We start from the raw sequence: 13,229 nt of genomic DNA on the forward strand, positions 1-13,229 counted from the left end.
AAGTTTGAGAGGAGCTGTCCTTAGTACGAGAGGACCGGGATGGACACACCGCTGGTGTACCAGTTGTTTCGCCAGGAGCATAGCTGGGTAGCTACGTGTGGAGAGGATAAGTGCTGAAAGCATCTAAGCATGAAGCCCCCCTCAAGATGATACTTCCCATCATTTTAAATGAGTAAGATCCCTCAGAGACGATGAGGTTGATAGGTCCGGGGTGGAAGCGTGGTGACACGTGGAGCTGACGGATACTAATAGATCGAGGACTTAACTAAACCAATAAATATGTCGTTCTATGCTCTTATTTAGTTTTTAGGGTATAATTTTTTACCTTTTACAGCAAGATAAAATTCATAAGCTTAATTATTTCATATCGCGGGGTGGAGCAACGAGCATTACTTCTGCCGATTAACCGCGAGTAACCTTGAAACACCAAGCATCGCTGCATAAGCTGGCAGATGCAGAGGTAATCTTTTAAGGTATTAGTAAGGTAAGAGACATAAGTCTAATTTAATATTTTTCTCATATCGCGGGGTGGAGCAGTCTGGTAGCTCGTTGGGCTCATAACCCAAAGGTCACAGGTTCAAATCCTGTCCCCGCAACCAAAATATTTCAACTTACTACGTTGATCATATCTCTTTGTTAATGGAGAAACCTTAAGCAAATTACTTTTTTAACAATATAACGGAACATATGCACCTTTTTGAGGTAAATTTCCAGTGATTTTACATATTGACTGGTCCGGTAGTTCAGTTGGTTAGAATGCCTGCCTGTCACGCAGGAGGTCGCGGGTTCGAGTCCCGTCCGGACCGCCATAAGTACATACAAACATGCTGCACATGATATTGGAATCATGTGTTTTTTCATTTTATAGAAATCTTTTAATGTATAAGCTGTTGGATAATATTTTCCGGTGCAAGCACCAGCACTCAGCAAATCTTTACGGTGGGACGAACATTTCAGCGCAGTTCCAGAATGTTCTAGATTGTATGTGAGCAGGCGTTTATGCATTAGTAAAAAAGGTTACCACACAGTTACTGCAATGGTGTCCTTCATTATCTAATTATTTATCACATAAGACAGTCTTCCTTTTTCCAGTATTACTTTTCTGCTATGATATAGAAGAGAGAATTATGTCATTTTTAGTCAACAAATTAACTAAAAGAGAAAAATTTGGTGATGACAGTTGGACGAGTTTTCATTTATTGAATCAATTAAACAGAAAGCCTATAATCAAGCCTCTTTAATAAAAGGTATTGGGGATGATGCTGCGGTTTTTCGTGAAACACAGCAGGATATTGTAACAGCAGTGGATACATTTGTGGAAGGTGTTCATTTTAGCAGGCAAACAATGCAGGCGTTTCACGTGGGATATCGAATATTGGCGGCTAATTTAAGTGATATGGCCGCAATGGGAGCGAAGCCCGCGTATTATTTAGTGTCTATAGTCATACCTGATAACTGGTCCATGGAAGACCTATCACATATATTTGAAGGAATGAAGTCATTATCTTCCGTTTATAAAATTGATTTGATCGGCGGTGACACTGTTTCGGGTGACCAAATGATGATATCAATTACGGTTATTGGTTTTACGGAAAAAGGGAAGGCACGATATCGTCATGATGCCAAGGCTGGAGATATCGTATTTGTGACAGGGACATTAGGGGATTCGCAGGCAGGGTTTTATATCCTAACAAATCCCGGGAGTTATAAAGATAAAACTTATTATGTCAAAAAACATCAAATGCCGGTGCCACAGGTGAATTTTTCGCGGTCTCTGCAGGGGATTGCGCGTTTATCTTTGAACGATATCAGTGATGGCATTGCGAATGAAGCTGCGGAGATTGCAGAAGCTTCCAAGGTGAGCATTACAATAAATGATGATGTCATCCCGACGAGTCATGCTTACCGCCAATTTCCCCAAAAATTACAGAAGCATTGGAAATATTATGGCGGAGAAGACTTTGAATTAATAGGGACCGTGCCAGAGCATGATTGGCCATATGTCAAAAAAATGGCTTGCCTTCATGATGTGCAGGTGACTGAAGTCGGGAAAGTAACAGTCGGGAATAAACCTGGCACTGTATTCGTTAACGTAAATAACCAAATTGCAGTACTGCCCAAAAAAGGGTATACACATTTAAAGTAGGTGGTATGATGAAAACGCACGAAATTGTTACAAACAGTGAAAATGAGACTAAGCAGATAGCGGCACGGCTGGCTGTATTTCTTAAACCGGGTGATGTGGTAACATTGGAAGGGGATCTCGGTGCAGGAAAAACTGCATTTGCCAAAGGAATCGCAAGCGGTCTTGGTGTGAAAGAAACCATCAGCAGTCCTACATTTACCATTATCAAAGAATATGAGGGAAACATTCCTTTTTATCATATGGATGCATATCGGCTGGAATATGCAGAAGAAGATATCGGTTTTGATGAATATTTTGAAGGGGAAGGTATATCTGTCGTGGAATGGGCCTCTTTCATTGAAACCTTTTTACCCGAAAATAGAATGAATATAAAAATTACCTATGTGGATGAGCATATGAGAAAATTGGAGTTTACAGCAAGCGGATTTCATTATGAAGTGGTTCTGAATGATTTTATGCGTTATTTATAAGGAGTTACTATTATGAACTTACTCGCAATAGATACATCAAATCAAACAATGGGGGTTGCGGTTTTAAGGGAAAACCAAATTTCCGGTGAAATCATGACGAATATAAAGAAAAACCATTCCATCAGGCTCATGCCGGCCGTTGAAGAGCTGATGAGAGAAATTTCGATGACGCCGGAGGAATTAAATAAAATTGTTGTTGCCAAAGGGCCGGGTTCTTATACAGGAGTAAGGATAGGACTTACCACAGCAAAAACAATGGCATGGGCTTTGAATATCCCCGTAGTTGGTGTTTCCAGTTTAGAGACACTCACTTATCAGGCGCAATTTTTTCCAGGCTATATATGCCCTTTTTTTGATGCGCGCCGCGGCCGGGTATTTGCTGGTATTTATCAATGGGACAGAAATAAGCCGGTCCCTGTTTTTGAGGAAGCCAATATGCCAATGGAAGATCTTTTAAATAAGCTTGTTGAAGAGCAAAAGGATGTACTATTTTTAAGTCCGGATATTGGACTTCATAAAGAGATGATAAAAGAGAAGCTTGGTGTTTTGGCGCAAATCCCGGAAGAAGTGTATCATTTGGCCAGACCTTCGCATTTGGCATTGGCAGGAATGACGAGAAAAGCGGAAGAAACACATCTTCTGGAACCGAATTATTTGCGCCTGGCTGAAGCAGAAGCGAATTGGCTAAAACAAAAAAAGGAAAATGGACAAAATGGCTGAAGTTACAATTAGACCAATGAGGCTGCACGATGTGGAAGAGGTATTACTGGTGGAAAAAGAAACCTTTTCCACCCCTTGGACAAAGGATATTTTCTATAAAGAAATTAGTGAAAATGACTATGCTCATTATTTCGTTATGCTTTTGGATGGAAAAGTTATTGGATATGTAGGTGTATGGATTGTCGTAGATGATGCACAAATTACCAATATCGCTATTCTCCCGGCATACCGCAGAAAAAAATTAGGTGAAAAACTATTTCGATATACGATGCAGAAGCTCATTGTAATGGGAGTCAGCCGTTTGTCTTTGGAAGTACGGGAGTCAAATATTGCAGCCCAGAAAATGTACCGTAAATTTGGTCTGGTAGCGGGCGGCATCCGAAAAAATTATTATGTGGATAACCATGAGGACGCGATCGTTATGTGGGTGAATTTAAAATGAAAAAAGATACAATTATATTAGGAATCGAAACGAGCTGTGATGAAACAGCGGCTGCTGTTGTGAAAAACGGAACGGAAATTATTTCAAATGTTGTTGCCTCTCAAATAGAGAGCCATAAGCGCTTTGGTGGTGTCGTACCTGAAATTGCTTCCCGGCATCATGTAGAACAAATGACGGTGGTATTAGAAGACGCAATCAATGAAGCGGACGTTGCATGGGATGAAATAGATGCGATTGCGGTTACAGAGGGACCAGGACTTGTCGGTGCACTGCTTGTAGGTGTAAATGCGGCAAAAGCGCTGGCATTTGCAAAGCAAAAGCCCTTGATTGGTGTTCACCATATTGCAGGACATATCTATGCAAATAGACTGGAAAAAGAATTTGCCTTTCCTCTGCTTGCATTAATTGTTTCCGGCGGACATACGGAGCTGATCCTCATGAAGGAACATGGTCATTATGAGCTTATTGGTCAAACAAGGGATGATGCTGCCGGAGAAGCATATGATAAAGTAGCACGCATGTTAAAACTGCCTTACCCGGGTGGACCGCAAATTGATCGCCTGGCTGCAAAAGGCAGTGCAAATATTCATTTTCCGAGAGCATGGCTGGAAGACGACAGCTTTGATTTCAGTTTCAGCGGGCTGAAATCTGCTGTCATTAATAAAATGCATAATGCGGCTCAGCGCGGAGAAACATTGGAGCCTGCCGATATTGCTGCCAGTTTTCAGGAAAGTGTCATTGAAGTGCTGACAGCAAAAACATATAGGGCGGCAGCAATGTACGAGGTAAAACAAGTTATTGTAGCGGGAGGAGTAGCCGCAAACAGGGGCTTAAGGGATAAGTTAAAACAGCAATTTATAAATACAGCTATTCCATTGCATTTTCCCGCGTTAAACCTGTGCACAGACAATGCGGCAATGATTGCTGCTGCCGGGACGATATTGTATGAACAGGGGAGACGGGATGGATTGGATTTAAATGCCAGTGCCAAACTCACTCTGAAATAGGTAATTATCCACAGGGTTGTGCATGAATTTCCACTAAAGCGGGTATAAAGGCATTTATATTGTGGGTAAAAACTGTGTAAAAAGCACTGCTTATCTGTGGATAATGTGCATAACTTTGTTGATAAGCCTTGTTATGCGGTTTGTGAAGTAGATAAGTATGTGGATAGCTCAACAGCTGATTAAGTGATAGAAAATGGTGATATTGCTATGTCTAAAAAGCAATCCTATTATATACAAAATGATTTTATTGTTTTATTTATACTATTTGTTTGTGTTAGTTTGCTTGCCATTTATAATGCGCAGCAGCTGGAACAATATGATGCCAATTTTGTTTTGCAGCAGATTGTCTGGTTCACCTTAGGTGCAGGCATTGTAGCGGCGATCCAGTTTTTTGATATGGATCAGCTATATAAGGCAAGTCCGTATATATACTGGTTCGGTGTTCTCATTCTTGCTGTACTATTGATTAGTCCGGAGAGTATAGCACGAACGGTTAATGGAGCAAAAAGCTGGTTTCACTTGCCCGGATTCTCGATTCAGCCTGCAGAATTTGCAAAGATATCCACCATTTTATTTCTGGCAGCAACCATTAACAAACATAAAATAAAATATGAAATTAGTTCGATCAAAACGGACACGTATTTATTAGCAAAACTGATTGTTATTACGATGATTCCTGTCCTGCTTATTATGCGTCAGCCTGATTTTGGGACAGCAATGGTTTATTTATTTATTGCCGGCATGATTATTATTCTGTCGGGAATTGACTGGAAAATTATCGGTGCATTAATAGTGGGGATAAGCGGCATAATCGCTGCAGCACTTGGTTTTATTATTCGATTTCCAGAACTTGCGCAAGAGCTTGGCATTGCAGGTTATCAAGTGGACAGGATTCTTACTTGGTTTGACCCGTCTCAGCAGTCCAGTGATGCTACCTTTCACTTTGATCGTGCTTATATGGCGCTTGGTTCCGGCCAGTTATTCGGCAAAGGGATGGGGAATCTGCAGGTTCCTTTTCCGGAGGCACATACGGATTTTATATTTTCGGTGATCGGGGAAAGCTTTGGCTTTATTGGCAGTGCAGTGGTAATTTTTTTGTATTTTATGCTGCTATATAAGCTGGTTACTCTGGGATTGAATGTGTATAAGCATTCTCCTTTTGCAGCATATATCAGCTTTGGATTTTTAAGTCTGTTATTAATTCATGTGTTTCAAAATATAGGGATGACCTTAGGGATCATGCCGGTTACGGGTATTCCTTTGTTGCTCATCAGCTATGGGGGAAGTTCGGTGTTATCTACTATGATTGGATTTGGGCTGGTTTACCGTGTAGCTGTGGAGCATACGATACAGAATGATTATTTGTTTAAATAAAATAAATCAATGGGCTATTATAACAAAACAGCGAGCATGAGTTATATGGGTTTGAATTAAAGTAATCTCCTTTGGATATGATTTTCTAAAGGGGATTTTTTGGTGTAAAAAATAACTATGTGAACAGACTGGGGAATAACTGAGCCACAGTGAAGTTGATTCGATTGTCTGTAATTTATGGTTCTTAGAGCAATAAATAGAATCTTTTAACAATTTTATTCTGAACAATATAAAATAAATCCCATGGTTTATTATTTTACGAAATTCATCAAGGGAAACATAATTAATTTTGTAAATAATAGTAATAATTTTGTAATAAATGGGAAAAAGGATCTATTTACATTATTTTTCAATTGTATATAATTATTTATACATAAGGCGCATTATGTAGAATAAAGAGAAATAAATGAGAGGAGGTTTATTATGAAAAAGTACAAAAAAGTGACCCTTCTTGTATTTGTTTGTTTTTTGCTCTTAGGCACATTTAATAGTGTACTAGCTAATACTTACAATAAGTCATACAGTTTTGACATAAGATATCAAGTTAAGGGAAGTACAAATCATGCTTTACAGGCTAAGGCAACGGATACCAGAGCCAGGGGACAAACTTATACACCTAGTGGTAATGTTTCGAGCTCAAAATCTTCTTTTAACGTAGCTCTTGAAAGACCACTAAGAGTTTATACAATAAGTAGCCCTATTACAGCAAATAACATTTATAGTACTCGGAGCTTTGGTACTGTTACAAAAAACGACTATAAAGTAAGAGTTACAAAGCATTCAAATGTGGGCGACAGAATTATAGGTTCGGGCTCGATAAGACAATAAGACAAAAAGAAAAATGTATATTGGAGAAGGGTTATAAATATTTGCTTCTCCAATATACAATTTAAATATACAGGAGATATATTAATGATCCAGTTTTTAATTATAATAGTTCTGCCGGTTCTTGGTGCTTACTTGTTATTTAAATTAAATACAAAGAAAATAGATTATTTATTTACTGAGATTGCTAATATGTTGATGATCACATATGTAATCTTTTTTATTTATCTCGTATGGTTTTCTTCATCCCATATAGTTCTGCCAGGGTTACATATGAATTTATTACCATTTAATACAGTTTATCAATATTTATTAGAAGCTGCTAATGGAATTGTCCCTATATCTGTTGTTGCTGTAAACTTATTTGGTAATATCTTATTAACATTACCAATTGGGATTTGGTTGGGATTCAATGGTTACTCACATAAAAAGACCTTAACAATAGCAATCTTTATTCCTATATTGATTGAAAGTATTCAATTAATCCTGCAATTAATTGAATATAGTACAAGATCTGTAGACATAGACGATTTTATATTGAATTTTATTGGAATAATGGTCGGGTTTTTTATAGCCAGGAAGTTTCTACCTGCGAAAAAGTCAAGATTTTTACAGTCAGGAGAGCGCAATGAAAAAGTTAGAAGTAGTTAATATAATAAAACAAATCAATCATAAGACGATACTTAGCGGTACTTCCCTTACTATTGAGAAAGGCTCTATTCATGTAATAGAAGGAAAGAGTGGGTCCGGAAAATCCACATTACTAAGTATAATTGGAGGAATGGAGAAACCAACCAGAGGTACTGTCCTGTTTGGGGGTAAGGATATTTATAGTTTGTCAGACAGTGAACAATCTAATATAAGATCAAAAGATTTCGGTTTCGTTTTTCAGACATTTCACCTACTGTTAGAAATGACAGCCAGACAAAATATTCTACTACCTACTCAATTGAATCGAGGTACGGAGGATTTCATGAGTATAGATGAACTGGCGCAAGAATTGGAAATTACAGAGGTATTAGATAAAAAAGCAATGTATTTATCTGGCGGAGAACAGCAACGAGTTGCTATTGGCAGAGCTATCGTGACTAACCCTTCTTTTATTTTTGCAGATGAGCCGACAGGAAATCTGGATGTGAAAACAAGTGCAAAAATCATGGATTTACTATTGCAGCTCAATAAGTCTAAAGATATGGCATTGGTAATTGTTACGCACCAACAAAATTTAATTGAAAAACCTCATATAAAATATCAAATGGAAGATGGTCATTTAAGGGTTGAAATGACTTATGATTAAACTTGTAAAACAGTTATTACTGTCAAAGAAAAAGTGGAATATTATTTTATGTTTATTCATGAGTATTTCTATTACTGCAATTGTTTCCCTTTCCATGTCTTCAGAAGGTATAAAGAACCATCTGCTTGAAAGATCCTATGATGAATACGGTGAATATTCTGCAGTTCTATACGAAAAACCTAATGATGATATTAATTATACAACCTATGGGTTATTAGATGTAATGGTTGACGATAATACAGGTTTGAAAGCCACCATAGGTTGGATGGATAGTGATATGTACGAAATAGGCAGACTCAATCTGAAAGAAGGAAATATCCCGAAAGAAAAAAATGACATAGTCGTAGAAGAATTTTATTTATCAAATGTAGATCCTTCCTGGGAGATTGGTCAAACGAAAACTTTCCAAATTCATGGCGAAGAATATCCTCTTACCTTAACTGGTGTATTGGAGAATTACTCTTATCGCTGGAGTGGACCTGCAGATTTATCTAAAGGTGTTAACGATTTTCCTAATATTATTCTTTCCAACAATCTTGGTATTGAAGCATCCAAGGAATTCTACCCAATTATACTTGATGGTTCGGTTAGAAAAGTTAAGAAGCAAACAATTGATTTAATAACAGATAATTCATTCGGATTCAGCAACTCAAATCTTCTTGATTATGGGTTAATGGATTACGGAACAATATCATTTATCACTACCGTATTTCAAATAATCATTTTATGTCTTACTGCATTTTGTCTGATATTATCCTTTACATATTATAAAGCAAGTTTTAATCAGCAAATTGGAGTATATAAAGCATTAGGTTTCCCCGGCAAATCGATTGTTAAATTGGAAATAACTCAAATTGGTATACTATTTGCTATTAGCATGCTGGTTTCCATACCCTTAATATACATAACAACAGGGATCATTGTTAGGAACACCTATGGACTAGCCAGTTATGATATCAGCTGGAATTTAATATTAGGTTTAGTCATTTGGCTGACAGTCCTTTTCTCCGTTTTTTTAACTATTATGATTCAGCGAATTAAAGTAATGCTAAACTACTCTGCGCTTTCATTATTAAAAGGTTCCTTTCTTCATGAAAATCAAAGCAGAACCTTGTATCATAGTAACTTTTATATAAACTATTTAATTCGACAGGTAGCTATTTTCCCAAAACAAATACTTCTCAATACTTTAGTTATTGCTTTATGTATAATTTCTTTATTTTACGCACTTTTTTTAGAAAAGGAGTCTGCAGGAATTTGGGATGTCACACATGATTATTATATATCACATGCTGGATATAGCCATGAATATAAAAATGATCAATTAGTACTGCTTACAGAACTTATTCCATTTAATTATGAAAAAGTAAATCAATTAGAAAAAAACAATCATATAGAAAGTATATATAAAGAACCTTTTATGCTGGATGTAGCACTTTTGTTTCCAGAACAGGGGATGTCCACTGATTTACATGAATTAATAAAGAGCAGTCATGAAGAAGATTCCGGCAAAATAACAGCAGACAGAAACTACTCTACTGGTAATTATATTCCTTGGAATGAGTTAAATTACGTATGGGTAACGGCAGAGGAATACAATCATATTGCACAGAAATTCAACTTTGAATTGAGGCAGAGTAACCATCAGGAAGGGCTAATGATTTTCCTGCCCCAAAATAGTACTGTTAATGAAAAGGACTTCCATTATGTGGATTCAATCATGCTAAGTAAAATAATAAAGGATAATAATGGCAAATATGAACAAAAAGAATGGGAGTATAAGCTGGATGCAATAATAAATAAAACAGATGAGTTGTTTTTTGATAAAGTATCTCAAACCACTATTGTTATGGTTGGTAACCATACAATTAATAGCGGGATTTCCGGTGGATATAAAAGTTTATCAATAAAATTAGATGATAGTTCAACGACTGAAGATATAAAGATAATGAATAAAGAAGTTTTAGACATAGTAGCCCCTGTTCCAAATGTTTTATACCAGGATTTAAATGCATTTAGAATTGAGGATACAAACATAGCCAGATATGTTGGTTTTATGGGAATGTTAAATTTTCTGATCGTTAGTATACTTGTATTTTTTTCTATATTTCTTATGATTTATGGGAAGTTTTTAGTGAATAAAGAACGTTGGGCAATTTTTTTGGCTAATGGGATGTCAAAGAAAAAAATGAACTTACTATTAAGTTCGGAAGTGTTTATTTACTATTTAGCAGGTTCAATAATAAGTATTATATTTTTTATCTTTATTATTGGAATCAGCGATACCCAACTTCCAATCAGTTATTATCTAAGCGACCTTTTTACAGGTATCGTTAGTATATTTATTCTAATAATAGTAATGTCTCTTTTGATGTTCTTAAAAATAGAGTCTAAATCTATCCTTTCTCTTATTAGGCTAGAAGAGTAACAATGCTATATTACAAAGCTCTATCTTATGTTGGAAAAAAAGAAGATGCCTTGGATGTCATTCAAGAAACATCTTGCAAAGCATTCCTTTCAATAGGTAAATTACGAAATCCAAAGTATTTTTCAACTTGGTTATTTAGAATTCTTATACATGAGTGCTATAGGTTAATAAAAAACAGGAACAGGCATTCCTTATGAAGAAAGCAAATTATTAATGAGGCTAGAACACAAGCAGGATAAAGAGATAGAATCTTTTCACCTTAATGAGGTATTATCTAAACTTAATTCTTCTTATTAGACATCTATCATCCTATTTTACTATCATGACCTGTCAATTCAGGATATTTCCGGAGTCATGGAAAAACCGGTCAGCACATTACTTGCACAGGGAGAAGAAATAATTAATGTATTCCGCAAGCGAAAAGTGAGCCACATCGCAATTTAAAACTGAGCCACCCATTGCCTAGATTTTTTAATCGTTTTTGAGCCATTCTTCCGTTTCTATCATACGGTAAGATGCTCCGTTCATATTTAGAACGTGCAATTTATGGGGTTAAGCGATCGGTTAATGCAGCTGTTAGCACGGCGTCATGAAAAATTTCCTGCCATTTTAAGAAAGATAAATTACTAGTTAAGAATGATCGTCAACTTCCGATTCGTCCAGTAATTTTTTCTGCGGAAAGTTGACAGCTCTAATCCTATTCTGTTTCGCCCGGACGAGTCGATCCTGCTTTTCCTGAGATAATACTTTAATTAATACTTCGTATACTTGCTCTGGATTCTCAAAAGTACTCGGTTCCTGTACCATTTTTCGAATGGAACTCTTAATATTAGATGAACTAGGCTACATTCCTCTTCATAAAGATGGTGCGCAGCTATTGTTTCAAGTCATTTCTATGTGTAACAAGAATAAAAGTCTGGTGATTACTACTAACCTTCAATTCGGGCAGTGGAATCATGTTTTCGGAGATCCAATATTAACAGAAGCAGTGATTGATCGGCTGATCCATCATTCCCACCTACTCCTTTTTAACGGTGAAAGTTTTCGTTATAAGGAATCTTTATTACAGTAATAATTCGAGGCGGTAAGTGGCATGCATTTTTAATTGCCATTTCATACATTTTTTACTTGCCAAATACAGTCGAATCTTAAACTGATATTATTGCGATAGCTGATCCATCGATTCGGCTACCGTTTTTTCATTACCGATAAAAGACTTCACTACTGTTCGCATGTTGTCATATGTAAATATTTCAGGAACGAATCCCAGATGTTCAATCAGCTTCGAATGTACGTCAAAAACACATATTTGCAATTCAGATTCATACAACCTGGCAAAACGATAGTTACTATATGGCAAAGTGAAGACAGCTAAGGAGTAGCTTTTTATGGTACCATCAATTTCTAACTTTACTTCTCCCCAATCAAATTCTACTTCCGCCCCAGGTTCGAAGTGTCTTCGAATAAATACTTCTTTCTTTTTCGATGTTTGCTCATTAACATAGTTTCTTACCGTTGTGTAACTCACTTTATATCCATCGTCCCGAAGGGCCTCAAACATGTCCATCTTTTTCATTTGTTGTTTAGCCATATAGTGCTGTTTCTTCCATTCATTTTGTGCAATGAACTGTTGAAGCCTATGTTGAATTTCTTCAGTTAAGACACGCTTTTTATTTATCCTTGGCTTATAACTTGGTGCGCTAACGATTGTTTCTGGAATGGGTAACTGGCGAACATCCTGTTTTTTACTATCTTCAAATTCATCGATATATTTCTTTACGGTATTTCGTGAGACATCGGAAGACTTTGCTATGTTTCTCCGACTTTTACCACTAAGATATTTTTTAATAATCTCTTGTTTCTTCTTCAATTTGATGAAATCAAAGCGAGAGGTGAGGAGGATATTTTCTTTATCTCCATGGATGGTGTGAGTGGCTTAGAAGAAGGAGCACGTGCCATTTTCCCTAACGTTATCGTTCAACGCTGCATGGTCCATTTAATCCATAATTCTGTCAAATACGTACCAAGCAAGGATTATAAAGCCTTTACCAAGGAATTAAGAAAAGTGTATGGTGCACCAAGCCTAAAAGCCTGCCACAGTGCATTTGACTCCTTTAAACAACAATGGGCAGCTTATCCAGGGGCAATCGATGTTTGGATAAGGAACTTTCAACATGTTGAGTAACTCTATGATTATGGAAGTGCAATCCGTAAAGTTATGTACACAACCAATGCGGTTGAGAGTATTCACTCCAGCTTCCGCAAAGTAACCAAAAAAGGAGCATTCCCCAATGAGAACGCCCTTTTAAAAGTCTTATATTTACGAGTGACTGAACTCGAGAAAAAATGGGAAGGTGGCCATATCCAAAACTGGTCAAAGGTTATGAACCAACTCCTCCTCCATGAAAATCTTAAAGATCGGGTTTTAAAATATCTTGAGTAGGAATTAACTTACACACTTTATTTGACAAACCCTTATAACTGCAAGAAACTTAGATTTGTTTTGAGAGATAAAACATT

At 36.7% G+C, this 13,229-nt stretch carries 13 protein-coding genes, 2 tRNA genes, 1 rRNA gene and 3 pseudogenes; 16 read left to right on the forward strand and 3 right to left on the reverse strand.

The features are described 5' to 3' along the window. The 14 genes from GHD25_RS18510 to GHD25_RS20065 form a co-directional block, all read left to right on the forward strand. Nucleotides 1-269: ribosomal RNA gene (locus GHD25_RS18510) — 23S ribosomal RNA — on the forward strand; the annotation flags it as partial. Between the two features lie 253 nt (nucleotides 270-522). After that, nucleotides 523-599 (forward strand) — tRNA-Met (locus GHD25_RS18515). Nucleotides 600-732: 133 nt separating this feature from the next. Further along, a tRNA-Asp gene (locus GHD25_RS18520) sits at nucleotides 733-809 on the forward strand. A gap of 371 nt (nucleotides 810-1,180) precedes the next feature. After that, nucleotides 1,181-2,146, forward strand: coding sequence for a thiamine-phosphate kinase (gene thiL, locus GHD25_RS18525; protein WP_164219669.1), 966 nt, complete (start codon nucleotides 1,181-1,183; stop codon nucleotides 2,144-2,146). Between the two features lie 8 nt (nucleotides 2,147-2,154). Beyond that, the gene (gene tsaE / locus GHD25_RS18530; protein WP_164219722.1) at nucleotides 2,155-2,616 is read left to right on the forward strand and encodes a tRNA (adenosine(37)-N6)-threonylcarbamoyltransferase complex ATPase subunit type 1 TsaE; all 462 of its coding nucleotides are present in this window, start codon (nucleotides 2,155-2,157) and stop codon (nucleotides 2,614-2,616) included. Nucleotides 2,617-2,628: 12 nt separating this feature from the next. Continuing rightward, complete coding sequence (tsaB, locus tag GHD25_RS18535) at nucleotides 2,629-3,336, forward strand: tRNA (adenosine(37)-N6)-threonylcarbamoyltransferase complex dimerization subunit type 1 TsaB (protein WP_164219671.1); 708 nt, start codon at nucleotides 2,629-2,631, stop codon at nucleotides 3,334-3,336. Continuing rightward, nucleotides 3,329-3,778, forward strand: coding sequence for a ribosomal protein S18-alanine N-acetyltransferase (gene rimI / locus GHD25_RS18540; RefSeq protein WP_164219724.1), 450 nt, complete (start codon nucleotides 3,329-3,331; stop codon nucleotides 3,776-3,778). Before tsaB ends, rimI begins: the two co-directional genes overlap by 8 nt. Beyond that, nucleotides 3,775-4,785, forward strand: coding sequence for a tRNA (adenosine(37)-N6)-threonylcarbamoyltransferase complex transferase subunit TsaD (gene tsaD / locus GHD25_RS18545; protein WP_164219673.1), 1,011 nt, complete (start codon nucleotides 3,775-3,777; stop codon nucleotides 4,783-4,785). Before rimI ends, tsaD begins: the two co-directional genes overlap by 4 nt. Before the next feature lie 207 nt (nucleotides 4,786-4,992). Further along, nucleotides 4,993-6,159, forward strand: coding sequence for an FtsW/RodA/SpoVE family cell cycle protein (locus GHD25_RS18550; protein WP_164219675.1), 1,167 nt, complete (start codon nucleotides 4,993-4,995; stop codon nucleotides 6,157-6,159). Nucleotides 6,160-6,582: 423 nt separating this feature from the next. Beyond that, nucleotides 6,583-6,987, forward strand: a complete 405-nt coding sequence (locus tag GHD25_RS18555; RefSeq protein WP_164219677.1) for a hypothetical protein — start codon at nucleotides 6,583-6,585, stop codon at nucleotides 6,985-6,987. An 84-nt stretch (nucleotides 6,988-7,071) separates the two neighbouring features. Then, the gene (locus GHD25_RS18560; RefSeq protein WP_164219679.1) at nucleotides 7,072-7,635 is read left to right on the forward strand and encodes a VanZ family protein; all 564 of its coding nucleotides are present in this window, start codon (nucleotides 7,072-7,074) and stop codon (nucleotides 7,633-7,635) included. Then, nucleotides 7,613-8,281 (forward strand): ABC transporter ATP-binding protein, encoded by a 669-nt coding sequence (locus tag GHD25_RS18565; RefSeq protein WP_164219681.1) that lies wholly within the window; start codon nucleotides 7,613-7,615, stop codon nucleotides 8,279-8,281. The genes GHD25_RS18560 and GHD25_RS18565 overlap by 23 nt, the downstream gene beginning before the upstream one ends. A gap of 58 nt (nucleotides 8,282-8,339) precedes the next feature. Further along, nucleotides 8,340-10,709: an ABC transporter permease gene (locus GHD25_RS18570; RefSeq protein ID WP_164219683.1), complete on the forward strand. Its 2,370-nt coding sequence runs from the start codon at nucleotides 8,340-8,342 to the stop codon at nucleotides 10,707-10,709. A gap of 2 nt (nucleotides 10,710-10,711) precedes the next feature. Next, on the forward strand, nucleotides 10,712-10,906 hold the full coding sequence (locus GHD25_RS20065) for a sigma factor (protein WP_240452423.1): 195 nt from the start codon (nucleotides 10,712-10,714) through the stop codon (nucleotides 10,904-10,906). Between the two features lie 347 nt (nucleotides 10,907-11,253). Here the strand turns inward: GHD25_RS20065 and GHD25_RS20290 are convergent, their stop codons facing one another. After that, nucleotides 11,254-11,307 carry a hypothetical protein gene (locus GHD25_RS20290; protein WP_276207858.1) on the reverse strand — a complete coding sequence of 18 codons (54 nt, stop codon included), beginning with the start codon at nucleotides 11,305-11,307 and terminating at the stop codon, nucleotides 11,254-11,256. A 32-nt stretch (nucleotides 11,308-11,339) separates the two neighbouring features. Then, the gene (locus GHD25_RS20295) at nucleotides 11,340-11,516 is read right to left on the reverse strand and encodes a hypothetical protein (protein ID WP_276207856.1); all 177 of its coding nucleotides are present in this window, start codon (nucleotides 11,514-11,516) and stop codon (nucleotides 11,340-11,342) included. Between the two features lie 4 nt (nucleotides 11,517-11,520). Between GHD25_RS20295 and GHD25_RS18585 the strand changes: the two are divergent. After that, nucleotides 11,521-11,781: pseudogene (locus GHD25_RS18585) on the forward strand (ATP-binding protein); the annotation flags it as partial. Between the two features lie 90 nt (nucleotides 11,782-11,871). On the opposite strand, the pseudogene GHD25_RS18590 reads toward GHD25_RS18585, so the two are convergent. Further along, nucleotides 11,872-12,579: pseudogene (locus tag GHD25_RS18590) on the reverse strand (helix-turn-helix domain-containing protein); the annotation flags it as partial. Between GHD25_RS18590 and GHD25_RS18595 the strand changes: the two are divergent. After that, a pseudogene (locus GHD25_RS18595) lies at nucleotides 12,580-13,152 on the forward strand (IS256 family transposase); the annotation flags it as partial. It abuts the pseudogene before it with no gap. Between the last annotated feature and the right edge of the window lie 77 nt (nucleotides 13,153-13,229).

Source organism: Virgibacillus aidingensis, assembly GCF_010994035.1.
Taxonomy (GTDB): domain Bacteria; phylum Bacillota; class Bacilli; order Bacillales; family Amphibacillaceae; genus Virgibacillus_N.